The organism is Rhodococcoides corynebacterioides (genome assembly GCF_019834675.1).
Classification (GTDB): domain Bacteria; phylum Actinomycetota; class Actinomycetes; order Mycobacteriales; family Mycobacteriaceae; genus Rhodococcoides; species Rhodococcoides corynebacterioides_A.
In genome coordinates, this window is sequence record NZ_JABUBU010000006.1 from 104323 (window position 1) to 126885 (window position 22563).

Genomic DNA, 22563 nt, shown 5'->3' on the forward strand with positions numbered 1-22563 from the left:
GCGTTGGTTGGCACAAACTAGCGTTGATCAAGTTGGCGACCTGGCGTTTCACCGCTTGCGGCGTTGGTTAGATCCAGCTGTTACTTGCTCTGCTGCGGACGGGCTGCGGACAACATGCCCTGCTCGTCGTTGACGAAAGCGCGTGACACTGGGGGCAACCGGATTCGTCAAAGATGCTTCGCTCACACGTTCGATCGACCTGCTACCGTGCGCTGGCGGGCCGGGTGGGAGCTGTGGCTCCGGGAAGCATCCGGCCCGCTCTGCGAGCTACCAATCTGCGGGCTTGGTCCATCGCGCCGCGACCGTCTCGGGCAGTTGGTTGTCCTGATAGTGTTTCGGCGACAACTGTGCCCAGAAGTGCCGCCCTGGTCCGTCTGTTTTCAGGCCCCTCAGGGCGCCGGCCAAGGGCTTATCGCCAGGGTTGACCGTGCCAACAGGCACAAAAGTCCGAGCGATCTCAAGCGGGAGGGCCAGGTCGGAGTCGTTCGAGATCACGATCGCACCGTCGACCTGGTTCGTTAGGACGTCCGCGAGGAGGTGGGTCGCCACATTGACGTCCGAGCCCTTCTCCTCCCTCATTCGCACGGTCGCCAAGAGCATGCCAGCGGGCACCTTTGGATTCCGCTCAAGAGAGATCGGCAGCGAGGACGTCCAAGATTCGGTGCCGTCCGGTACTAGAAGCTCCGCTTTCCCGTTTGGCTTCTTCACCGCAAGCGGGGCGCGCTTGGGCCACGCTACGTAGCGGCCGAGCTGAAGTGCGTCGATAGATCCGTGCGCCTTGAGAGCCTTCAGGTAGATGTCCTGGTCGGTGTAAGCGCTCTGATCGTCGTTTGGGTCGACCCGCGCGGTGCAGTAGACAACCCTTGCGACAGTCGCGCCCTGCCAACCGCACAGCGACTCCGCCAGAGCTCGGACATCGAGCCACCGCCACCCGGAAGTTCCGCGACCGCAGAACGACCGGCCTCCGTAGTAGAGGTTGTATGCATCGACATAGACACCGACCTTCACCCGGCGGATCGTACCTTCAGGTACGCGGGCGACCGGCGAGAAGTTGTCTCTAGATAAAAAAAGACCCAGCCCTAACGAGAGGGCTGGGTGGGTAAGAACAAAACTAGGCAGCTGCCCAAGTGATGTCAACTCTGACTCGCGACCTCTTGAACAGGCAAAACTTCTAGATCGCACGTCACGCAGCACTTGTGGTCCCACCGGTCCGGCACGACAGGATTGGGCCAAAGATCCAGCATGTTGGACGTGAGAGGCCTCTATTAGGCCCCTCTACTTAGGCCTGCGACCGACGTCAAGAACCAGTATGTGCAGGAATGTGATCTGTGTCACATGACGTCCCGATGCGGAGGAAACGCTTCACTCTGGCGCCACCTGACCCAGGCACTGTGGTCGAGACTGACACCGGTACTCGCCCGCTCGGCGGATGGTGGTGTTCCATGTGCTGAAGGTCCGATGCACCTGCCACAGCGGCTCGCCGCACTGGACGCACTCGACCGATGTACGCCGCCACTGCTCCGATGTGGGCATACCGTTTAGTCTAATCGCCGACGCCGGCAGTAGCCCTGATGTAACGACTCGTGTCTCCTACCAGCGAAGTTGCTGGCGCCGGCAAAATGGTCCGGCAGGACGCTCAGCGCGACCGAGCCGGCCGACCAGGGCATCGATGCGCAACGGCCTCGACTCGCGCTTCTCCGCCCCACCGCAGGACGAATAAGCGCTAAGAACGCACGTACCGCGAAGGGCACATCACAGGGACTAGGTACGTAGACATGGGAGGGCTATGCGTACCGGGGCGGGGCATGAGGGAGGCTTGAGACCCCCGCCAGGGGTGGGTGCTCAAGTCACTGTCAGCGGACCGTGTGGTCTGCCATCATCGTGCGGTGACTCAAGCTCCTGCGCCTGGCTGGTTCCCTGACCCGGACGGCAGTGGTCGTCAACGGTGGTGGGACGGCCGGCAGTGGTCGGACGCAACCTCTCCATTGCCGGGCACTACTGGTACGTCCGCGGGCCGTGACACCGCAGGTTCTGCTTCGCCTCAGGTGGACAAGCAGCAGTGGAGCCGTTCCGTTCTACTCGTCTGCGGAGCGGTGGTAGCGGTGATGGTGTTGATCGGCTTGGTTGTCAGCTTCTTCTCGCCCAGCTCTCCCGACGATTCGGCAGGTGCTGCAGCGTCTGACTCAAGCGCTGCTGCCGCAGTGGACCAGTCGCGTTTGGATCGATCGAGCTACGCGAACCTTGATGACCGGTCGCTGTCCATGGTTCTGAGGGACCCGGAGGCAGAGAAGGGTCGGCGGGTCGTTCTCTACGGCGAGGTCACGCAGTTCGACACAATCACAGGCCCGGAGTTGTTCATGGCTCAGGTCGCCGGCGCACCTTCGGACGCCGGGTACACCAACTCGATCTTGGTGCGGTTGCGAGATGCGGCGGTCGCGCGAGACGTGGTCGAGGACGATCTGGTCACTCTGTACGTGGAGCTTGACGGAGTTCAGTCGTACGAGAACAGGTTGGGGCAGGAGACGCAGGCCGCTGTCGTTTGGGCCAACATCGTCGAGGTCACCAGCCCGCGGTAACCCTTCACTCCCACGGGTCGGGCTTACGTCGCCCTGATTGCAGTCCGGGATGCGACTCCGTGGGGAGTCGGAGGCTGTTGCGTCGGCGGGCGTGGCCAGCAGCGATCTCGTCGCGGGTCTTCGCCGAGTGACAGGTGCGGCAGAGGGTCTGCAAGTTGTCCAGGGTGTCCGAGCCGCCGGACTCCTTGTTGAGGATGTGGTCGGCGAAGAGCGTGTGCGGTCCGCCGCCGATGTACCCGCACTGCCGGCAGGTGTGGTGGTCCCTCTTGAAGCACCGTTGCTGGAGCCTGTGTGGGACGTGGCGGGTGTCGCTGTTGCTGTCCCAGGTCATGCTGCCGGCTTCAGGGGAGGGAGTTCGTTGCGGCAGAGGGCGAAGAAGTCGGGGGCGGTGTCGAAGAGGCCGGCGCTGGAGAAGGTGGCTTGCTTGATGAGGAACGACAGGGCGAAGGTGAGTTCGGCTGCTGGTGTCTCGGGTTGGGTGTAGCGCTCGACGACGTCCCAGTAGCGGTCCCAGTCACCGATGTACATGCACTCGGCTATGTCGAGAGCGTCTCGTTGTACCTGTGCGTTGTCCATGGTGTCCTCCGTTGGTGCGTGGGGTTCCCCGACCCGCGGTGTCCGAGGAGGGTCGCCGCGGGTCCGGGGGGGTGTTCCCGGTCGGGGGTCTCGAGGAGAGGCTGCCTCTGGGTTGCTCCCGCGTGCCCATTCGTGGGAGCAGTCGCCCCGACCGGGAAGTGTGGTCAGCCGGGGATGCGGGCGGCGCCGGCTGCTGGGGTGACGTGTTCGGGTGCTCGGAAGGCGTTGGCGCGGCGGTCGTAGACGAGGCCGTCGTGGGTGTCGACGCGGCCTTGCGCGTAGCCGCGGCCGACACTCGCTGCTGCGGTGGCGCCGGTCGCGCTCTGGTCGTCGGCGTGATGCCGCTGCTCAGCCAAGGCGAGTTGCTCGGGGAAACGCTCCGTGTCGTCCGGTCCGAAGGTGGCCTCGATGGCGTCGGAGAGGACGGTGGTCCGCGACTGCCCGGTCTGCGCTCGGTACGCCCCGTCCTTGATGAGCGTGCGGTAGGCCCGGTCGGCTTCCTTGTCGGTGACCCGTCGGGGTTCGAGCTTGGCGGTGATGTCCCGGCTGCGGTTGGCGACGCGGATGGTGGTGTCGAGGTCCCGCTGAGCGGTGGACTCGGCGAGAGCTCGCAGCCAAGCCTCGTCGCGCTCGTTGCTGGGCTTGCCCTTGCTGTCGACGGCGACGCTGCGGCCGTTGACGTTCACGGTCTCGACCTTGTCGGGGTCGGCCTGCTCGCGTCGTTCGGCGAGCTCTCGGCCGGCGGTGATGGCGGCTTCGAGGGTGGGGCTGATGTTGGTGGATGCCATGGGCTTACCTCTTTCGTGTGATTGGTCAGCGACCGCCGAACGCCATAGCGGCCTTCTGCTGTTCGAGTTGGTGCTTGCGGAATGCCTCGTCGATGCTCGAGACGTGGAAGTGGGTGTGCTGCTCCACGACTCCGCGCGCCTGATCGACGACGGTGTTCGACGAGGGTGGGGTGGCCGACCCATAACTCGGATTGGCCGACGGTGCGGTGGAAGCGAACGCCTTCTGCAGATCCATCGCCGCCTGCACGTACCGGTTCGACGCCGGATCCAACGGGGTCCCCGAGATACCGAGGATTTCCGGGATGGCGGACTTCACGATGCCGCCGACCTGCTCCCCGTACTGCGCGAACCGCTTCCGGGCGTACTCGTTCGGATCGACGTAGCCGCCTTGTGCGAAGTGCGCCAGGTTCTTGTTGAACCCGTCGAACAACTGCCACTGCGTGTTCGTCAGCACCGCTTCCGGCTTACCGGAGGTGTTCCACCCGATCGTGCCGTTCGGAAAGATGCCGCCGGAGTCGTAGCCGTGGCCCTGACCCCACATCTGCGACAGGTCCGCCCCGTACCGAGCCCGGTAGTACCGCAATGCCGCAGAGATCGACGCATCCGGGTTGGTGCGGTCGTTCGGTAGGTCCGGGTTGCGGTGCGTTGCAAACGTGCCCGGAATGACCTGCAGCAAGCCGACGGCTTCGTTGCCGCCCGAGTTGACGTCTTGCACCTGCTGGACGGCGTTCGGGTTGCCCGACGACTCCGACTGGATCTGCGACAACGTCAGGTTGATGTTGCCGTCGGTGACCGGGAACCCTTCACGCTTGAGGGCTTCGATGACGTTGGGGCGCCACTGCTCCGCACCCGCACCGATGTTGAACGGTGTCGTCCCCGCGTCGGCCGACCCGCCACCGGACGCGCCGGCGATCTTCGACCGCACGTATTCCACCGCGGCGTTCTTGATTTTGTCGTACATCTGCCTCGGCAACTGACCCACCGCCGACGGTCCGAAGTCCGGGATCTGCGACCCCAGAGCGTTCAGCGGTGCCTCGAACAGGGACGCCACCTGGTTCGCCAGGCGCTGACGGATCGACGCGAGGATCCCACCACCACCGCCGGATCCGGGTCCGCCGGAGACGAACTGACCGGCCAACTCCTGCAGCGTGAACGCCAACGGGAACGTGTCCGACCCACGAGCCGCGCCGCCCCACTGCACACCGTTGCCACCGGACGATTCGGCGTTGGTGCCGTCGATGGTGCCGCCCATGTGCGAGTTCGGCCCACCACCACCGCGGGAGATGCCGATCGTCACGCGACCACCCAGGCCGGGCGTCCACCCCATCGACTCGAAGTCGGACTCGGTGTTGAACAGTCGACCCGACGTGGCGGGGCGACCGTTGATGACGTTGACGATGCCCGACCACAGACCGGAGCAGTCCCACGACGGGTCACCGACACCGCCGTACTGGTACGGCTTGCCGTGCTCCCCCGCCATGAACCGCTTCGCCCGCTCGACAGCTTCGTCGACGGAACCGCCGACAGCCATGCGGACACCGGCGAACATGCCCTCCCCCAGCACCTTCCCACGTGCCTGCACGGGGTTGGTGTTGAGACGGTTGAGGTTGTCGACGCCGATCTTCTTCACCGCGGACGCCCGCAGGACGTACTCGCCGTTGGAGAGCATCGCGGGGATCTTGTCGTCCGTCGGGCCGCCGGCACCGAACACCGGTCCACCCGACGCACGGCGGATCGGCTCCGGGGCGCGGGTCTCCCGACCCATGTTGCCCTGCGGGGTTTCGATGCGGGCGACACCGTTCCACTCCGGCAGCCCCAGCAGGCCCGCGACAGCGTTCCAGGCGTTCTTCAGGGTGCCGTTGATGACGGTGTCGATGATCCAGTTGATCGGCCGTGCGGCGAGGTCCTTGAGCTCGTCCCACTTCTTGCCGATGCCGTCCACAACCGTGCCGAAGAACGTCTTGACACTATCGAGGGCACCGGTGAGCTTCGTGAAGACGACGTCGGTGAGGGTGGTGACGACGGTGGAGATGCTGGTGCCGAGGTTCGACCAGAACCCACCGATGTTGCCGAGCCACTCCCCGACTCGGTCCTTGAGGTCGGAAACCTTCGCCTTGCCGACGTCGATCAGCCCACCGATGGTGGTGGTGACCGCGGAGACTTTGTCCTGCAGGGACTGCCACGCACCCGACGCGGTGGCGCCGAGATCCTGAGTGAACCCCTGGGCGAGGTTGCCGGCCATGATGCGGAGGCCGTCCATCGACACGGAGGCGTTGCGCATCGCGGCTTGGAACGGCGACTCACCCTCGGCGGGGTTCAGGAACGACCAGGCGTCGCCGCCGAAGAAGTCGCCCAGCCGGTCGAGACCGTCCCAAGCCTTGCCGACCGGGTCTCGTTGGTACACGCCATTCTCGTCGGTCGCGCCGAGGAATGGACTTCCCGCATTGGGGGCGGCTTTGTTCGGGAGCAGTAGGTCCCCGGCCGCATTGACTCGATCGCCCGCCGATCGGCTCGAACCGGGCGCATCGGTACCGACAATCCGGAGCACCTTGTCGGCGAAGACGGTCGCGTCCTTGATGAGGGTGAGCATGAGGGTCGCGGCATCTTTGGCGCTCTCCCAGAACTCGGACATACGAACCTGTCCATCAGGCGAATTGAGCCAGTCCGCGAACTTGTTCAACTCGGAGGTCAAGCCGGAAACCATCGACTGCCCGGTGGCATCGGAGGTCGAAAACAGTCCGCCTACAACGCGACCGATCGCACCGAACAGATCCAGGATGTCCTTCAGCGCCTCGATGGAGTCGCGCATGAACTCGCGGATCTTGTTCTGCCCGGACTCGGACTCCGTGAACTCGCGGAACTCCTGCATCACGTTGGAGAAGGAGTCACCGAATCCGGGGAGGAACTCCGAGCCGATGGCGGCGATGTTGGTGAGGGATCCGAACAGGTCGTTGAGCCCGTCGATGAGCGGGCCAATGGCCTGCTTGGTGTTCTCGAAGATCTTCGTCCAGTCCAGAGCGGAGGATTCGCTGGAGAGGTCCTCCAGGGCACGACGCAGACCGCCGTTGATCTCCGTCGCGATACCGCCGAGACCGTCCGTTAAGACAGGGAAGTACCGGCCGGCGAGATCGGTGATGGAGTCCCCGAGGCCGTCGAAGAGGTTGTCCTGCACAACGAGGCGGAGGTCGCGCCAGGCGTCACCGAGGTCGCGGGTCTGAGTGACGAAGTCGCGGGCGTTCGGGGAGAGGTTCGCCAGCGCCTCGGCATACTTGTCGGCTGCGGTCGCGGCGCCAGTGGTGGCAGTCGCTGCCGCGGTCTGAGCGTCGGTGAGTGCTGTCTGAGCCTCGATCACTGCTTGCTGGGAGTCGAGCACCGACTGCCTGGCGTCCGCGACCTTGAGGTCGGCGTCGGCTACGGCTTCCTGCGCTTGGACCACCTGAGCGGATCCATCGACGCCGGCCTTGTTCGCCGCGTCGGTTTGGGTCCGCAGATCGGCGTTCCGCTCACGCACCTCGTCGATGCGCTGCTTCGCCTGATCCACACCGAGGACGGCTTCCTCGAAATCGAGGGCGGTGACGGGTTGTCCGTCCTTGCCGAGCTCGGCGAGACGCTGCTGGGCTCGGCGGAGGGAGAGCTCGGCGTCCCGCTCGTCGAGTGCGGATCCCTTGAGCGCAAGGTTCAGGTCCTCGATCTGCTCTGCGGCGTCTTTACGGGCCTGCGTAAGCGATTCCTGGGCACGTTCGGATGCTTTCTGGGCATCGGCCACCCCACGCTCGGCACGGACGACACCGGCCTGCGCGGAGGTGACACCGCGGGCTGCGGACTCGACCTGCTTCTGCGCTGCGGCTTGTGCTTTCGACGCAGCGGCGGCGTCGGTGGCGGCGGACTCCGCGGCCTTGGCACCGGCGGAGAAGGCGTCCCCGATACCGGAGGATCCAATGACCACGGTGGCGAGGGACGATGCAGCTGCGGCTGCTGCCGCTGGGATGAGCGAGATGACTCCGGCGGCCTTGGCGAGCTGACCGACGAGGGGCACCAGGTTCACCGCAGCGAGACCGACGAGGGCGGCTTTCGCGGCACCGGCGGCGGCGGGAATCGGACCGAACCCGCCAGCGATCGAACTGCCGCCACCGGCTCCGCCGATGTTCAGGTTCGGCGTGCGGCGGCCGATACCGGCCGCGGCTGCTCGGACGGCGGCGATCTGTGCCATGGCCCGGCCGGTGTCGACGTCGACCCGGACGCGGACGTTGCGAGATGCTTCGGCGCGGAACGCTGCCAACTGGGCGCGAGCTCGGGTCAGGTCGAGATCGACGGGAAGCTCGACCCCGTGGCCGGTATGAGCTGCAGTGTAGGAACGGAGTTCGCGATTGAACCCGGAAAAATCTGGCCGGACGCCGACGCTGATCGAAGCCCGGAATCGACCCAGGCCGCGTTCAAGGTCGGGCCGGAACTTGTCGAAGTTGGGGACGATCGTGACGGGGGCCTGTGCTGGGTCCGCCCGCAACTGCACACGCAGTCGCTTATGGAAGTTCGACAGGTCGGGGACGATCGGGAGCTTCGCGCTGCTCACCGAGTAACTAACGGCCACCGGACCTCCGGGGGATCAGGCTGCGGCGCCCCCCTCGCACAACCGGCGATAGGCCACCACAACGTCGCGGTCGAACTGCCACGCACCGGCCCCAGATCCGGTGCGTTGCCCGTCCAGTGATCGTGCGATCCGCTGAACGTGACGGCGGGTGTAACCGAGTATTTCCGCGGCCTCACTGCTGTCAATTAGTGATGCTTCCGGAATGGTACGAATGGCGACGTCGCTATGTCGTTCTCGCTGTTCCTGCCGTGTCGCCTCGTTCAATTCTTCGAGAATGCGGTGCACGTACGCCGTCGGGTCTTGCCGATGTTCGACCTTCTTCTTGTTCACGCCGATGAAGAAGTAGAACTGCACGGTGCGCAACGCAGCTCCCTGCAACAGGATCGCGTTACCGAAACGCTGTATATCAGGGCCGGCTTCAGTCATTCGGCGCCCCGTATTCCGCCGACGCGGCGATCGCAACGATTTCCTGCATCTTCTCCGCGAACTCTTCGGTGTCCACCTCGCCATTGACAATGCCGAACACCGCGTACGCGCTGGCCAACGTCATTTCGCCCACACGATTCAGCTCGTGCGCCTCGTCGATGATCGAGATGACGGCGGCGATGTCCTGCCGGCCAGCGTGCGTGATCGCCGCGAACGCTCGACGGAGATCGCCTGCGTCGATGAGATCGAACAGCTCACGGGTGAAGACTTTGGAGTAATCGTGGCTCATGATGCCTCTTTTCGAATGCGGTACTGCGGTCGTCGGGCGGCGACCACGTGCGTGAGTGGATACGGGAATGCTTCGTTGGAGTAGGCCCGGCAGGGGAGCAGTTCGGGGCACTTCCGGCAGAGGGCTACCGCAGCGGTGTGGCGATAGTCGACGTCGTCGAGGGTCTCGCCGGATGAGGGCTCGTACCCGTCGAACAGCTCGTGCCGTCCCCGGCAGGCAGCCTCTGGTAGATCGGGAGCCGCCATCAGAGCTTCTGCAAGATCACCCCACGCGGTCACGACACGTCCCTTCCGCTGTCGGCGAGCGCGGTGGCCCACTCTGTGGAGATGGACTGTCCACGCTTGCGAACGCCGAGCGTCTGCGCAGCGCTTTTCACCGCGTCGCGGCCGTACCCGGCTTCGAGCCCAGCGGCGTAGGCGTCCGCTGCTTTCACCCAGGGGTGCTCCTGGTCGCGGAGCCACCCGGACAACCAGCTCTCACAGGTGACGATGGTGTTGCCGCTGCCTGTACCGAGCGTCCACACGGTGACCGAACCGCGGCGCGCGGAGACGGAGATCAGGGGCGACTTCCTGACCGCCTGGCGGAGCGCGTCGATCTGGTACCCGGCTTCGGTGCCGGCGCTGTAAATGTCGGTGGACTCGACGGTGTCGATGCCCTTCGCGAGAAGCTCGGATGCGCGGCTGTCGACCCACTCGCGGGCAGTACCTGGCCGGGGTGCCGTAGGGGTATCGGACACCGCGTGCAGAGTGCGTGGGGAAGCGGTCGATGAGGTGTCAGGCATGGCATGATTGCTCTCGTTCGAGTTCACCGGTGAACTATGGTTCTCCCCATCTGACCTGGTGTTTTGTGGGGTGAACTCCGGTTCACCGGTGAACTCATCCGAGATCTCGAGGCGCTCCCCTCGGTCGGTGGACCGAGCAACGATCAGACCGTCCGCGATCAGCGCCGGAACCACTGAATCGAAGATCTCCCTGTACTCCTTTTTGCCCATCTGACGCCGGGCGTCCGATCGAGAGCACGGTCCGGAGCCGAGCACCGTTAGCACTCGTCGGCGGACTACCTCGCCGCGTCGGTCGTCGATGAACTCCTCGCCTACGGCGCGGCTGATCGCCCTCTCTCGCACCTTCGCCCGTGCTGCCTTTTTGCTCTCGCCGACGACCCACTCGCGGGTGCGGTTCGACAGTTTCATCACGGCGCCGGACAGCTCCCAGTCCAAGTCCGAGACGACAATGCGGTGATGCAGGATCGCGAGCGTCGAGGCGACCTTGCAGCGGGTGAGCATCGCGTGGCCGTCGAGGGCGTCGTCTTGGCCGCGCTGGCGGGCGATGTGCGCGTCGATGATGGTCCGCGGGATCTCCTGCGGCCCGTAGACGACCTCGACGACACCGTGCTGGTCGGGTCCCCACATCGGTAGGCGAGTGTCGAGAGGGTCAGGGTCGGGTCGGACGTCGGCGGGCATGTTCGGGTCGGTCGTCGGGAACCACAAAAACCGCTGTGGGGTGCCGCCGGTGGTGTCGTCGAAAAGCACCCCGGTGTGCGTGGGCTGCGCGCCGACGGACAGGCACAGCCGGTACGTGTGTGCCGGGACGATGCGCGTTGTCGCTTCCGAGCTGTTGGACTGCCCGAGCTGTTCGCCCATGGCCGCAGACTTGAGCTGCGCGAGGAGGATCGACCCCTGTCTCGAGGCAATGCCGGCAAGGGTGTCCACCTCGGGGACGGAGATGATCGCCCTGGTAACCGGTTCGACGCCCTCCTTCTTAGGTGGGACGAACGTCGCGGCGATACCTTCCCCAGAGCCGATGGGGCGCTCGATGATCGGGACTGGCCACGCGAGGCGGGCGACCTTGTCGCTAATCCCCTTGCCGCCACCGGAGGGTGCTACGAACGCCGCAAGCAGGTTCAGCGACGCGCGCCCACCGATCACACCGGGAAGCTGGACGTCGGGACCGGTGGTCGCGGCAACTCGGAGGAGAACCGCGCCGAACACGGCCCAGGCGGCGGCGTATCTCGCGTGTGCCCAGTCTCGGATGGTGCGGAGCTGGTCGGTGGCGGTGAAGAATTCGTCGTCGGTCACGCTGCGCTCCCAACCGTGCGTCGGGCCGACCGCAGGCAGGTCTCCACCTCACGCTCAGGCAACCCGGTACCGAGGGCTGCGCTGCGAATGGCGACGAGGAGAGACTGCTCCCCGCCGCGCTCGAAAGCGCGACAGAAGGCCCAGAAAGTAATTGCGTTCCGGCCACCCCCCGTGGCACCGGCCACCTTGTCGACGAGACCGTTCGAGCGACGCTCGGGGCTGGCAACCGTCGGCCGCGGTTCATATCGGGGTGCGGCCACAAGCGGGAGCAGCTTCTCTGGCAGGGGTGCGATGTCGGCGTCGACCTCGATCTTGTACAGCTCGCCGGTGTCCGGATGCCGCGAACCGGGCATCACGACGTAGCCGGTTCTCCAAGACTTGATGTCGATGCCGGGGACGCCTGCGACCTTGCCCCGGACGGCCCCGGCGTAGGCGAAATACATGTGCCTGCCGCCGGTGCCGGTTCGGACGGTGAGGGTGCGGACGCCGATCTTCAGGGCGTCGAGATCACCGCCGTTGCGGACATCCTCATCGAGCTGCAGAACCCCCTCGCAGGTGCCACCCCAGTTGCAGTCTCGGTATCGACGCGCCTGAGCGGCAATGGCGTCGCGGTCCGTGGTGAAGCTGTGGAAGCCGCCAGGCAGAAATGCCCGCTTCCCCTGCAACGGTCCGATAGCGAACCCTCGGTCCAGCATCGCGATGGTCTCCTGTGGGATCACGACGCGGCCTTCCGGTTGCCGACGCGTGCTGCGCATCGAGGTCCGAGGTGGCGGCGTACGGAGACGGGGTCGACGAGCCACGCTCCGCAGGCGTGGCAACGGGAGGCGAGACGGTACGTGCCACCACGGAGGGCGGCGGCGAGGAGGCGGTCAGCCGGGTCGATGACCTTGTCGTCGAATTGATCGTCCGAGTCCTTCGGATCAACCATGAATCGGGTCCTTTCGGGGGCGCCGGCGGGGCTCGTGTGAACCCCGCCGGCGCGGGTGCGAGTCAGAGGGTGTCGCTGTGGTGGGCCAGTCCGCCGAGGACGAGCACGAGCAAGTTCTCGACCAGAAGCACGGACACGAGCGCTATCTCAAGGCCTGTCACTGCAGGGCCTCTCGAACTTCCGCGGCGACCCGGACGGCGTTCTCGTCGCGGTGCAGGTTGCTGCAGGTCGTCGAGGTTGTCGGCGCCGGCAGGCTGTTCTTCTCGGCGAGGACGGTGGCGACTGCGTCGAGCAGGTCCACGGCTTCCTGAACAGACAGACGCACATGCGTGGCCGACCAGGAAATAGTGAGTTCGGTGCCAGCGCGGTTGCTCGCCACCCGTACGGGATCTGTCGCGAAATCCTCCATCAGGCTGAACGCCATGCTCACTCACCACCCTCGGTGTCGGCGGTCGACTGCTCCGGTACACCCGTGGCGAGGTCGACGTACAACAGGAGCGCACGAGCGAGAAGCACCGCCTCGGCGGTAGTCATCTCGTGCCTCATGTTGTCGGGCAGCCACTTTCCATCGGGGCTGTAGCCCATACGTGAAATGCATACCATCGGCTCGACCTCGAGAACGCCCTGCCGCAGGAACACACGCAGATCGGCGCCGGTGAGCCCTCCGTCGTAGTTGACGCGGGCGCTGTAGTGCGCAGCGGGCACCGAGACGTACGCGGATCCCCAGGACATCGATCGGAGTGAGGTGACCTTGCGGCCTTCACGTATGGGTTCGTCGTCGCCGCGTTCTGCCCAGTGCGGGCGGCGCTTACCCTCCAGGGGCCACATCGGCGCGCCCGCGCCGACGGTCAGACTTGGCTTGGGTTCGTCTGCGAACCTGTTGATGTCGCGTTCCGTCGCGGTGAACTCGCGGCGCTCGGCGAACTCACGCTGAGCTGCCGTGATGATTGCTGCGTGCTGCTCAGCCGTCGTGCCGTACTTCGCTCGGGCGATGTCGAACACTCGCTTCGCCGCGGGCCCGCGTTCGAGGGTGCGGCCGAGGTTGTCTTCCAGGATCTCGTCCATCTCCGCGTAGGACCGAATCCGTGCGGGTGCGATGGTGTTCATCGAGTTAGTCATCGCGCGCCACCGAGAATGGCGCCGGCCGTGGTGAGGGCGGAGGACAGCTCGAACGCCTCGGCTGCTGTGAAGACCGAGTACGCGCCGTCGAGCACGATCTCGGGGTCGAGTCGCTGGAAGCCGGCTTCGGGTGACCACTGGTCGATCACCACGACGGACACCCCCGCGGGGAGCTCGTGTTCCCAGCAACGCGAGGCCGCGTCGACCACGTTCCGGTCGAAGATGGGAGGCGGTGATCCCGCAAAGACGGGGAGCGGGGGTGTGTCGTCGGTGTCGGCGGCGTTCGCCATGCGGCAGAGCGTCTTCGTCAGGACGGAGTCGACGACGAGCCCGAGGTCGGTGGCGGGCCGGTCCGCAACCTCTTCTCCGAGGTCCGCGATGTCCTGGTCGTGCTCTGTGAGTGCGGTGATGCAGTCGTCGAGAGCAGCATCAAGGCCGCAGATCTCGCTGAGGTGCTGCCGCAGGTCGGTCGCTCGTCTGAGGCTGGACGTCGGTGGTAAATTGGCGCTCACAGGTACTCCTTGCAGGGGATCTGGTTGCCCTCGACGCCCTGGCCGGCGTCGGGGGTTTTCTTCGTCTCGAAGAAGTTGCTACAGCGTTTGCTGTTGGTGGACCGGGCGTCGGCCGGCGTGCCGATCGATGCGTGATGCATCAGGCTGCGGCCTCCCGCTCTGCGATCCAGGCCAAGATGACGCTCTTGCGCCAGACGCGCCGCCGGCCCAGCTTGAAATTCCGCGGCCCCTGGCCCGTACTTGCCCAGTAGCGCCACGTGCCCGCAGGTACGCCCGTAGCTTCCTCGCACTGCCTCGCCTGCCAGAGCTCGTCAGATTCGGCCGCCGAAGCCGTGAAGTCGGTATTGGTCATCTGCTGTCCTTCCTGCTTCAGGTGCAGTAACCAACTGCACTGCACGCAGCAAACGTTAATCCTGTTGGTGCTGCTTGTCCAGCAGTGGCACACTGCTTCCTGTGCAGGATGATGTCGAGCGCGACCCCGTGCAAGCGGTCCGACAGACCGTTGGCGCGAACGTCGCGACATACCGTGAGCTCGCAGGAATCTCTCAAGCGGAGCTGGCTAGCCGACTCGCTGCAGCGATGGGGAAGGACCGCATGGACCCGACGACGATCACGCGGATGGAATCCGGTAAGCGGCCCACTACGGTGGATGAGATCGCGGCTCTCGCAACAGTTTTCGAGATCGACAGCACGGCATTGCTTGCGCCGTCGGAAGACGCGCTCACCTACTTCGCCCTCCGCTCCGCGGTGGACCGATTGAAGACCGCCAGTCAACAGAGGGACTCAGCAGAGGAGCGCATCGCGCAAAGCTTGAGGGAAGTGAACTCGATCTTGGAAGCGACTCCGAACCTGCGATTCCGGCTCAAGCCGGCCGAGGTAGATCTGATCGACCGGCTCCGGGCTCCGTTCTGATGCAGCGGCGTAATCGGCGTGCCGGCGTCGAAGACCGGTGGCGAAAGTCCGACGGGACACCCTCTGCGGCCAACGGTGTCGGTAAGCGGTGGCGGGCGCGGTACGTCGACGACAACGGCAGAGAAGTTGCGAAGGGCTTCGCTCGCAAGGTCGAAGCCCAAGCTTGGCTCGACTCGATCATCTCGACCCAGGTGCAGGGAACGTACGTCGACCCACGCCGCGGACGAATGACCTACCGGGAGTTCTACAGCGAGTGGTCGTCGCTTCAGAACTGGGTGCATCACACCCGGCGAGCGATGGACGCCGGTGCTGTGGAAGTCCCGTTCGCCGACATCGCCCTCACGGACCTTCGACGTAGTCACATCGAGGCGTGGGTGAAAGAGCTGGTCGAGCGGCCCCTGGCCCCACGGACCGTCCACCAGCGTGTCAACAACGTCAAGACGGTGCTCAAGGCAGCGCGGCGAGACAAGCGCATGATCGACGACCCCATCGACGGTGTACCGCTACCCCGGGTGCGTCGTGCCGAGATGGCGATGGAGATTCCGGACCCTGCAGCGGTCGGCCGGCTGGTGACTGCAGCCGAGCCATCTTTTGCTGCCTACGTCGCCGTTTGCGCCTTCGCGGGACTACGCCGAAGCGAAGCGGCAGCACTGCAACCACAGGACATCGACTTCCTCCGCAAGCGAGTGTCAGTCAACCGACAAGCAATCGGCATCTCGAGCGGTGTCGTCGAGGTGCGCGCACCGAAGTACGGGTCGGAACGAAACGTGCCTGTGTCGGCCGGCCTCCTCGAAATTCTGTCGGAACACCTCCGAGTGCACACTCCGGGCGACGACCCTTCGCGGTGGCTCTTTCCCGGACTCGGCGCGAACCCCTTGAACGGCAACATGGTCTTCGGGCGCTGGCGGAAGGCGCGCGCGGCGGCCGGCGTTGCAACCAAACTGCACTCGCTTCGCCACTACTTCGCATCGAGCCTGATCGCCGCCGGCTGCGACGTAGTGATGGTGCAGCGGGCGATGGGGCACTCATCGGCGTCGATCACCCTCGACACATACAGCCACCTGTTCCCGAGCGGGGAGGACCGCACCCGTGCCGCGGCCGAGCGGGCGTTCTCAGAGGCTCTGCAATCTCCTGCGGACGGACTGCGGACGATTCGGGGCAATTAGCAGGCTGAACTGGTCGAACGTGCGTTGACCACGATCCGGTGCAGCCAACTGCGCACCGCGGCGTCGGCGCGGAACGAGTGCGCCGTGCGATGCGCGTTGAGCAACGCGTCCTGCAGCGCGTCGGCGGCATCCTCGGCGGAGTAGCTCGCCCGCCGCGCCGTCAGCCAGAGATGGTCCTGATGCCGTCGTACCAGGACGGCGAACGCCGAGTCGTCCCCCGCGATGTGTGCCGCCAGCAGCTCGCCATCCGTGGCGTCACCCCCGGCGACTCCCCCCATGAGTCGCACGCGCGGAGACTAGCCGAGGATCGAACCGTCCTGGCGGTACGACGACATGCTTGTGACCACCCACGACGCGATGGTCGGACGGTCAGCTCGCGGTGACGGTGATGTCCGCGATCGAGCTCTGGTTCCGGCCGCCCTCGGTGCTGAGGTCGGTGATCCACACCAGCAGGTACTGCGTGGGGCCGTCGGGCGTGACGGCGATGTCGGTGCGTCCGTTGCCCAGCGTGGCCTGGCCGATCACCTGGGTCTCGTCCAGCGTCGGCGACGCCGACGTCGCGCTGCGGATCTCCACCACCGTGCCCGGCGACGGTGACTCGATGGTCACCGAGGACGGGGTGACGTCGCCGTCCAGCGTGGCCAGCACCCCGACGCCGCTCTTGAGCGAGGGGAACGGGTTGAAGTACGAGTCCGTCTGCCACACGGTCGCCGGATCGTTGTCGAGCACGTTGTCGACGGTGGCGGGGCTGTCCGCGGTGCCCTGGGGCGAGTAGACCTCGACCGACGACACCGTGACCGGGGTGGGCGGCGCGGGCGCCGCGGAGCCGGGGTCGGCGGGCGCGGTGGCCGACGTGGTCAGGCCGAAGTTCTGCTCGGTGAGCGGCTCGTCCGATCCACCGCCGGCCAGCAGGTTCGCGAGCCACCAGCCGACCAGTCCGAGGACCAGGACGGTGAGGACGCCGAGGCCCGCCAGCACGATCAGCGTGCGGTTGGACTTGGTGGCGTCCGGCTCGTCCGGATCGGCGAGGGCGTGGCCGGTGGCGCCCGGCGGTCGTTGACCGAGACGCAGGGCGGGGATGTAGTCGGTCTTCTCGTTGACCACGGCCGCCTGCCCGAGAATGTGTTGCACGGTGGCGGCCGTGCGGATGCCGCTGTTCTGCTCGAGGGCCCGGACGGCGACGGCGGACACCTCGAACGGAATGTCGGAGCGGATCTCGCGCGGATCGACGGGGGCGCCCGACGACGTGCGGTCGGCCAGCGCCATACCGCCGACGGACCCGCTCTGCCGCGGATCACCGAGCGGCCACCGCGCCGTCACCAGCGCGTAGAGCATCGCGCCGAGTCCGCGCACGTCGGAACTGGGATCGGCGTCGGCGAACGTCGCCGGGAACGCCAGCACGGCGTCGCCCTTCACGCTGATCCGCACGCGGTCGGGGTGGTCGATGGACAGCGCGCCACCACTGCGGTGCGCCTGTTCGGCGGCCGCGGCGAGGGACTTGATCGCGTTCGCGGCGCCCAGCGGCGACGGCGTGGTGTCGGCCATCTCCCGCAGGGACCGTCCGCGCGTCCACTCGGCGACGACGATGCCGCCGGAGCTGCCCCGGACCACGTCGAGAACCCGAGCGAGTCCGGGCGACGAGATGCGGCCCAGCCGCAGCGTGCGGGACAGCACGGCCTGCGGCCCGTCGCCGCGGGTGTCGTCGGCCCCGCCGTCGGCGCGCTGCTCCGAGTCGACGAAGGTCAGCGCGACCTCGCGGTCGAGCTTGACGTCGTGTGCCTGCCAGAACTTCAGACCGCGGGCTCCACCGTGCGGAGCGAGCAGGCGGTAGCGGCCACCGGCCACCGAGGCGCCCGGGACCAGCTTCGGTCCGCGCAGCGGGCCGCGGGGGGCGCCGGCGGGCGGCACGGCCGGGGGGAGCGGCGGCGAGCCGACGGGCACGACGCCCGTGGCGGCCGGGTCCAACGCGGTCGGGGCGTCGTCGGGCGTGGCGGTGTCCGGCGCGGTGTCGCTCGTGCCTGTGGCCGGCTCGGTGGCGTCGGTCGACGTCGTAGCCGTCGTAGCCGTCGTGGCCGTCGCGTTCTCGGCGCGGTCGCCGGTCTCGCTGGTGTCGGTGGTGTCGGGGGACTCGCCCGGCGAGGTGTCCGTCGGGGTGTCCCGTCGGTCGGTGCGCACGCCACCGTCGGTGTCGGGCCGGTCGGGGTCGGTGCCCCGAGTCGCTTGCCCCCGAGTCGCCTCGTCGTCGGTCACGGACACTCCTTCGTCACGTCTGGTGGAACCGGTGGTGACCACCGGGAGAATCGTGGTGCGGGACTCGTCCGCGGGCACGTCGTGCACCCGGCGTACCGAGCCGCGCCCCACGGCCGCCTCGGGGCCCTCACGACCCACAGGGTACGGGAGCCGGGGGCCCCCGGTCGTCGGACGGAACGCGCCGGTGGGGCGCCCGACGGGTGGCAGATCGGGACTGCCGACGGCGGGGATGAGCTCGGTGTCGGCGAACATCATCGGGGTCGCGTCGTCGACCGGCGCCGTGCCGCGCCCGAGTCGCCGTCGGACGGCGGCGAGGACGGCGTCGATCTCCGGAATGCGCGCCTGCACGAGGCACAGGCCCGTGACCACCAGCATCACGGCACCGCCGAAGAGCACGCGCACCAGGGCCGCCGGGCCGGTCAGCCGGTCGAGGCCGAGGAGGGTGTCGGTGAGGACCACCGCCACCATCCCGACGCCCGTGGCGAGGAGGGTGACGCCGACCGTGCGGCGGACGCCGTCCAACCGGAGGTCGCCGAGGCTGCGGCGCAGCAACATCCAGCCGATGATCGCGCCGGTCACGTAGCCGAGGCCGTTGGCCGCGCCGAGGAGGAGCACAACGGATCGGTCGGACGTCGCGATCAGCGGGGCCAGGGCGGACAGCCCGACCTTCACGGCGGTGATGCCGAGCACGATCCACGTGGGCGTCCAGGCCTGTTCCCGCGCGTAGAAGACGCGGAGATGGATCAGCACCAGCGAGTACGGCACCAGGGTGAACGCGGACCAGCTGACGGCCTCGCCGAGGCGGGCGGCGTCGGCGGCGCCGAAGTTGCCGTAGCCGTAGAGCGCCTCGCCGACCTGCGGTCCGGCGACGGTGAGGAAGCCGATGACCGGAACCAGCGCGAGCATGGTGAGGCGGGTGGCGACCGAGAGATCGTCGACGACGGCGGGTACGTCGCGCGCGGCGGCGTTGCGGCTGAGACGGGGCATGATCGCCGTGAGCACCGTGACGCCGAGAACGCCGTAGGGCAGCTGGAGCAGGATCCAGGCCTGGTTGTAGATGAGCGGTCCGGCGGGATCGACGTGCGAGGAGATGCGGGTGGCGACGATCATGCCGATCTGACTGATGACGACGTAGAGCACGATCGCGACGGCCATGCCGCCGAACCGCCGCAGCCGATCGTCGAGCCCCCACAGCGGTCGGAGGTCGATGCGGTTGCGGCGCAGCGCCGGGATCAGGCTGGCCGCCTGGACCACCACGCCCAGGGTGATGCCGAGCCCGAGGACCAGCAGTTTCGGGTCGCCGATGCGGACCGGATCGAGCGAGATCTCGCCGGGCACCAGCAGGTACACGCCGAGGACGGTCAGCACCACCAGGTTGTTCAGCACCGGTGCCCAGGCTCCGGGCTTGAAGTTCTGCCGGGTGTTGAGGATCGCCGTGAACAGGGCGGACAGGCCGTAGAACAGAATGGCGGGCAGCAGGAGGAACAACAGGGCGGTGGTGAGCGCGGTGTTCACCTGGCCGTCGTCCGAGAGGAACACATAGCGGGTGAGCAGCGGCGCGGCGGCCGTGGCCAGCACCGCGGCGACCACCAGCATGGTCAGCGCGGCGGTGAACAGCCGCCGGACGAACGCGCGTCCGCCGTCCTCGTCCTCCGTCTCCGCGCGGACCAGGACCGGCACGACGATCGCGGTCAGCACCGCACCGAGGACCAGCTCGGCGATCATGTTGGGGATCAGGCTGGCGACGGTGTACGAGCTCGCGACGGTGACGCCGAGAACGGTCACCAGGAGCAGCTGCTTGACGAAGCCGGTGATCCGGCTGCAGAGCGTCGCGAACGCGATCGCGCCGGTGGCGGACAGCAACCGCGAGCCGCCTCCCGATCGCTCGGTGCTCGGCTCGGCGGACGTGGTGCCGCTCATCGCGTCCTCACTGTTCGTCGGCGGGGTCGGGTTGCCCGCGGAACCGGTGCCACAGCCGTCGGCCCACCAGCAACAACAGCAGTATCGCGGCACCGGCTGTGATCAGGGCCAAGGCACGACCGTACGCATTGGACCGAACGGTCACCTCGGCCGGTTGCCCCAGCTCCACTCCGTCGCTCGTACTGAGCGAGAACTCGACGATCATCTTGCGCGAGTCGCTCACCCGCGCCGGCACCTGCAGCGAGCGGCTCCCGCGTGGCGGCAGCTGCTGGGGGCCGATGTCCTCGACCTCCATGGCCTGCGGGGCGTCGACGGTCAGGTTCACGGCGATGCCGATGGGCAGGTCGTTCCGGGCGACCAGCAGCAGCGGGCTCGCCTCCGAGGCGAGAGTGAAGACGCCTCCCGGCGCCAGGATGGTGACGGAGCCGTACGCCCGGTCGACGCCGGCGACGACGTCGGCGGCGCGGGTGCGGGCGGCCCCGGCGACGGCGGCCGCGTCCGCACCGCCGCGCCCGGCGACGGACAGGGACCGGAGCAGGTCCTCGCGCAGCGGCGCCGCGTAGAGGCCGGGGGTGAGCGGCGACCGCGGGTCCTCCACCAGCGCGGACTGCAGGGCGGTGATGCGGCCGCCCTGCTCCCGTGCGGTGTCGATCAGAGCGGTGTCGACGGGGTCGACGGGGTCGACGGTGTCGACGGGGTCGTCGGGTGACGCGCCGGTGGTGCCCGCGTCCGGGGGTGCGAGCGTCGCCGGATCGGCGGCCGGCGGGACGGCGAGCAGATCGCCCAGCGAGCGAGGACGGGCGAGACCGCTGCGCAGCAGTCCGGCGACGGTCCCGAGCACGGCGGACGCCTCGTCCCGGTCGGGCGTCCAGGTCTGCGGCGGGGCCACGACGAGCGAGCGCGGACCGCGGTCGACCCGCGGTGTCGCTCCGGGTGTGCCCGAAGGCAGGAGGGCCTCGTACTGCAGCGCGCCGAGCGCGTTCTGCAGCCGCGCCGTCCGCGAGTCGTCGGTCGGGTCGATCCGTTGGGCGGCGGGGGTGAACGACGGGATCACGGGCTCCGCACCCACCCCGGCCAGGGCGGAACTCACCTCGTCGTCGAGCAACGCGGCGCGCTGCGGACCGGACGTGCCGGCGAGGGTCACCGTGTCCGGCGACGTGGTGCCGTCGACCGTCTCCACCGCGGATCGTGCGAGAAGCAGGGTGCGACCGGAGTCGGTGCCACCCGAGGTGGCGGCGGGAACGGCCGCGACGGCGTCGGCGGCCGCGGTGTCGACGCTGCCGGCGGCGGGCCACACGATGTCGCGCCGTGACGAGACCCCCAGCACGGAGTCGACCACGTCGGGCGGCGAGGCGAGCGCCGCGCCGATCAGCGCCGCGTCGCCGGTCGCGGTCACCGCGGAGAGATCGGTTCGCGCGAAGGGCACGGCGGTGACGCAGCGGCCCGCGACCAGGGCGCGGAGGCGGTCCAGCCAGGCGACGGCGGCGTCGGTGCCCGCGCCGTCCCGTGCCGGTCCCGTCGGGTCGTCCGGGTTCACGACGAGATAGCCGCGGGTCATAGCGGACACCGTCACCAGAAGGTCGGGATCGACCGCGATGCAGACCGAGGCGGCGAGGGCGCCGTCGGGATCGACCGACGGTTGGAGCGCGAAGTCGAGGGCCGTGAGCAGGCCGTCCAGACGCCCGCCGGACGCCAACGACGTCGCGAGGTCGTCGTCCACCAACCGCACCTTCTCGTCCACGGTGCCCGGGAGACCGGCGGCGAGCCGGGGCCGGTCGGCCAGGGGCCAGAGCACGGTGGTCGAGACGGGTCGCCCGGTGTCGGGTGGCAGGGGCACGCCCGGGGCGAGGCCGACGTCGGCACCCGGCGGCGCCGGGACGTCGGCGACCGTGGGGTCGCGCGGGAGGCCGGAGACGGGCAGCAGGAACGCGGCGTCGTCGAGTCGGGCCTGCTGGCCGTAATCGGGAGTGCCGTTGACGTTGACCAGCATCGGGTAGATGCCGGGCCGGTCGATGCCGAGCGAGAGGGTGCCGTCCGCCGCGCGCAGCGGCAGGGACAGCACGAAGGGGAGTTCCCGTCCCCGCTCGAGGGGGTCGCCGTCGCCGAGTGCCTCGAAGTTCCCGACGGTGTCGTAGACGTCCTGATCGTCGCCGAGGGAGGTGCGCAGTCCGGGTTCCGTCCGCACGGCCGGCGCGCGTTGCAGGCGGACACCGATGTCGGAGACGGGCCGGTCGCCCACGTTGGCGACGGTGCCGCGGACGGTCAGCTCGGGCGGCGAGGTGGTGGTGACGGTGGTCGGGGTGACCTCGTCGACGGAGATGCGCAGGAACGTGCCGTCGACGGAGGTGTCGGGGGGCGTGGTCGGTTGCGCGGCCGCGGGGCCGGCCGTGACCAGCACGGTGGTGAGGGCCAGGAGGAGGGCCAGGAGCGGGGCCGGGA

The 22563-nt window shown here is 67.7% G+C and carries 20 protein-coding genes and 2 pseudogenes; 4 read left to right on the forward strand and 18 right to left on the reverse strand.

Going from position 1 to position 22563, the window contains the following annotated elements; genetic code table 11:
* Positions 1-267: 267 nt before the first annotated feature.
* Positions 268-1008, reverse strand: coding sequence for an NYN domain-containing protein (locus HQ603_RS09965; RefSeq protein WP_222684383.1), 741 nt, complete (start codon positions 1006-1008; stop codon positions 268-270).
* Between the two features lie 878 nt (positions 1009-1886).
* Between HQ603_RS09965 and HQ603_RS19245 the strand changes: the two are divergent.
* A pseudogene (locus tag HQ603_RS19245) lies at positions 1887-1982 on the forward strand (DUF2510 domain-containing protein); the annotation flags it as partial.
* A gap of 63 nt (positions 1983-2045) precedes the next feature.
* Positions 2046-2576 (forward strand): hypothetical protein, encoded by a 531-nt coding sequence (locus HQ603_RS09970; protein WP_261773642.1) that lies wholly within the window; start codon positions 2046-2048, stop codon positions 2574-2576.
* Between the two features lie 4 nt (positions 2577-2580).
* Here HQ603_RS09970 and HQ603_RS09975 read toward each other — a convergent pair whose 3' ends face one another.
* The 14 genes from HQ603_RS09975 to HQ603_RS10040 form a co-directional block, all read right to left on the reverse strand.
* Positions 2581-2907, reverse strand: a complete 327-nt coding sequence (locus tag HQ603_RS09975) for an HNH endonuclease (protein WP_222684385.1) — start codon at positions 2905-2907, stop codon at positions 2581-2583.
* Positions 2904-3152 (reverse strand): hypothetical protein, encoded by a 249-nt coding sequence (locus tag HQ603_RS09980; RefSeq protein ID WP_222684386.1) that lies wholly within the window; start codon positions 3150-3152, stop codon positions 2904-2906. Before HQ603_RS09980 ends, HQ603_RS09975 begins: the two co-directional genes overlap by 4 nt.
* Positions 3153-3316: 164 nt before the next feature.
* Positions 3317-3940 (reverse strand): hypothetical protein, encoded by a 624-nt coding sequence (locus HQ603_RS09985; protein ID WP_222684387.1) that lies wholly within the window; start codon positions 3938-3940, stop codon positions 3317-3319.
* A 25-nt stretch (positions 3941-3965) separates the two neighbouring features.
* A complete protein-coding gene (locus HQ603_RS19120; RefSeq protein ID WP_222684388.1) occupies positions 3966-8510 on the reverse strand; it encodes a transglycosylase SLT domain-containing protein in 4545 nt (1514 codons plus the stop codon).
* Between the two features lie 33 nt (positions 8511-8543).
* A complete protein-coding gene (locus HQ603_RS09995; RefSeq protein WP_222684389.1) occupies positions 8544-8954 on the reverse strand; it encodes a hypothetical protein in 411 nt (136 codons plus the stop codon).
* Positions 8947-9243 carry a hypothetical protein gene (locus HQ603_RS10000; protein WP_222684390.1) on the reverse strand — a complete coding sequence of 99 codons (297 nt, stop codon included), beginning with the start codon at positions 9241-9243 and terminating at the stop codon, positions 8947-8949. Before HQ603_RS10000 ends, HQ603_RS09995 begins: the two co-directional genes overlap by 8 nt.
* Positions 9240-9521, reverse strand: a complete 282-nt coding sequence (locus tag HQ603_RS10005) for a hypothetical protein (RefSeq protein WP_222684391.1) — start codon at positions 9519-9521, stop codon at positions 9240-9242. Before HQ603_RS10005 ends, HQ603_RS10000 begins: the two co-directional genes overlap by 4 nt.
* Positions 9518-11317, reverse strand: a complete 1800-nt coding sequence (locus tag HQ603_RS10010) for a hypothetical protein (RefSeq protein WP_222684392.1) — start codon at positions 11315-11317, stop codon at positions 9518-9520. The genes HQ603_RS10005 and HQ603_RS10010 overlap by 4 nt, the downstream gene beginning before the upstream one ends.
* A complete protein-coding gene (locus HQ603_RS10015; RefSeq protein ID WP_222684393.1) occupies positions 11314-12036 on the reverse strand; it encodes a bifunctional DNA primase/polymerase in 723 nt (240 codons plus the stop codon). Before HQ603_RS10015 ends, HQ603_RS10010 begins: the two co-directional genes overlap by 4 nt.
* 366 nt (positions 12037-12402) lie before the next feature.
* Positions 12403-12669: a hypothetical protein gene (locus HQ603_RS10020; protein ID WP_222684394.1), complete on the reverse strand. Its 267-nt coding sequence runs from the start codon at positions 12667-12669 to the stop codon at positions 12403-12405.
* A gap of 2 nt (positions 12670-12671) precedes the next feature.
* Positions 12672-13352 carry a hypothetical protein gene (locus HQ603_RS10025; protein ID WP_222684395.1) on the reverse strand — a complete coding sequence of 227 codons (681 nt, stop codon included), beginning with the start codon at positions 13350-13352 and terminating at the stop codon, positions 12672-12674.
* Positions 13353-13360: 8 nt separating this feature from the next.
* Positions 13361-13876 (reverse strand): hypothetical protein, encoded by a 516-nt coding sequence (locus HQ603_RS10030; RefSeq protein WP_222684396.1) that lies wholly within the window; start codon positions 13874-13876, stop codon positions 13361-13363.
* Positions 13873-14016 (reverse strand): hypothetical protein, encoded by a 144-nt coding sequence (locus tag HQ603_RS10035; RefSeq protein ID WP_222684397.1) that lies wholly within the window; start codon positions 14014-14016, stop codon positions 13873-13875. Before HQ603_RS10035 ends, HQ603_RS10030 begins: the two co-directional genes overlap by 4 nt.
* A complete protein-coding gene (locus tag HQ603_RS10040) occupies positions 14016-14228 on the reverse strand; it encodes a helix-turn-helix transcriptional regulator (RefSeq protein ID WP_222684398.1) in 213 nt (70 codons plus the stop codon). The genes HQ603_RS10035 and HQ603_RS10040 overlap by 1 nt, the downstream gene beginning before the upstream one ends.
* 128 nt (positions 14229-14356) lie before the next feature.
* Between HQ603_RS10040 and HQ603_RS10045 the strand changes: the two genes are divergently transcribed.
* Both HQ603_RS10045 and HQ603_RS10050 read left to right on the forward strand, forming a co-directional pair.
* Complete coding sequence (locus tag HQ603_RS10045) at positions 14357-14788, forward strand: helix-turn-helix domain-containing protein (protein WP_308126449.1); 432 nt, start codon at positions 14357-14359, stop codon at positions 14786-14788.
* Positions 14788-15954 carry a tyrosine-type recombinase/integrase gene (locus HQ603_RS10050; protein WP_222684400.1) on the forward strand — a complete coding sequence of 389 codons (1167 nt, stop codon included), beginning with the start codon at positions 14788-14790 and terminating at the stop codon, positions 15952-15954. The genes HQ603_RS10045 and HQ603_RS10050 overlap by 1 nt, the downstream gene beginning before the upstream one ends.
* A gap of 20 nt (positions 15955-15974) precedes the next feature.
* On the opposite strand, the pseudogene HQ603_RS10055 reads toward HQ603_RS10050, so the two are convergent.
* The 3 genes and pseudogenes from HQ603_RS10055 to HQ603_RS10065 form a co-directional block, all read right to left on the reverse strand.
* Positions 15975-16232 (reverse strand): annotated as a pseudogene (locus HQ603_RS10055) (sigma factor); the annotation flags it as partial.
* 91 nt (positions 16233-16323) lie between these two features.
* Entirely contained in the window at positions 16324-20124 is a 3801-nt protein-coding gene (gene murJ / locus HQ603_RS10060) for a murein biosynthesis integral membrane protein MurJ (RefSeq protein ID WP_222684401.1), read from the reverse strand.
* A gap of 7 nt (positions 20125-20131) precedes the next feature.
* On the reverse strand, positions 20132-22549 hold the full coding sequence (locus tag HQ603_RS10065) for a DUF6049 family protein (protein ID WP_222684415.1): 2418 nt from the start codon (positions 22547-22549) through the stop codon (positions 20132-20134).
* Between the last annotated feature and the right edge of the window lie 14 nt (positions 22550-22563).

Coding starts and splice junctions, on each gene's coding strand:
- HQ603_RS09975 (WP_222684385.1), bottom strand. CDS start 2,907: ATGACCTGGGACAGCAACAGCGACACCCGCCACGTCCCACACAGGCTC.
- HQ603_RS09980 (WP_222684386.1), bottom strand. CDS start 3,152: ATGGACAACGCACAGGTACAACGAGACGCTCTCGACATAGCCGAGTGC.
- HQ603_RS09985 (WP_222684387.1), bottom strand. CDS start 3,940: ATGGCATCCACCAACATCAGCCCCACCCTCGAAGCCGCCATCACCGCC.
- HQ603_RS09995 (WP_222684389.1), bottom strand. CDS start 8,954: ATGACTGAAGCCGGCCCTGATATACAGCGTTTCGGTAACGCGATCCTG.
- HQ603_RS10000 (WP_222684390.1), bottom strand. CDS start 9,243: ATGAGCCACGATTACTCCAAAGTCTTCACCCGTGAGCTGTTCGATCTC.
- HQ603_RS10020 (WP_222684394.1), bottom strand. CDS start 12,669: ATGGCGTTCAGCCTGATGGAGGATTTCGCGACAGATCCCGTACGGGTG.
- HQ603_RS10025 (WP_222684395.1), bottom strand. CDS start 13,352: ATGAACACCATCGCACCCGCACGGATTCGGTCCTACGCGGAGATGGAC.
- HQ603_RS10035 (WP_222684397.1), bottom strand. CDS start 14,016: ATGCATCACGCATCGATCGGCACGCCGGCCGACGCCCGGTCCACCAAC.
- HQ603_RS10040 (WP_222684398.1), bottom strand. CDS start 14,228: ATGACCAATACCGACTTCACGGCTTCGGCGGCCGAATCTGACGAGCTC.
- HQ603_RS10050 (WP_222684400.1), top strand. CDS start 14,788: ATGCAGCGGCGTAATCGGCGTGCCGGCGTCGAAGACCGGTGGCGAAAG.
- murJ (WP_222684401.1), bottom strand. CDS start 20,124: ATGAGCGGCACCACGTCCGCCGAGCCGAGCACCGAGCGATCGGGAGGC.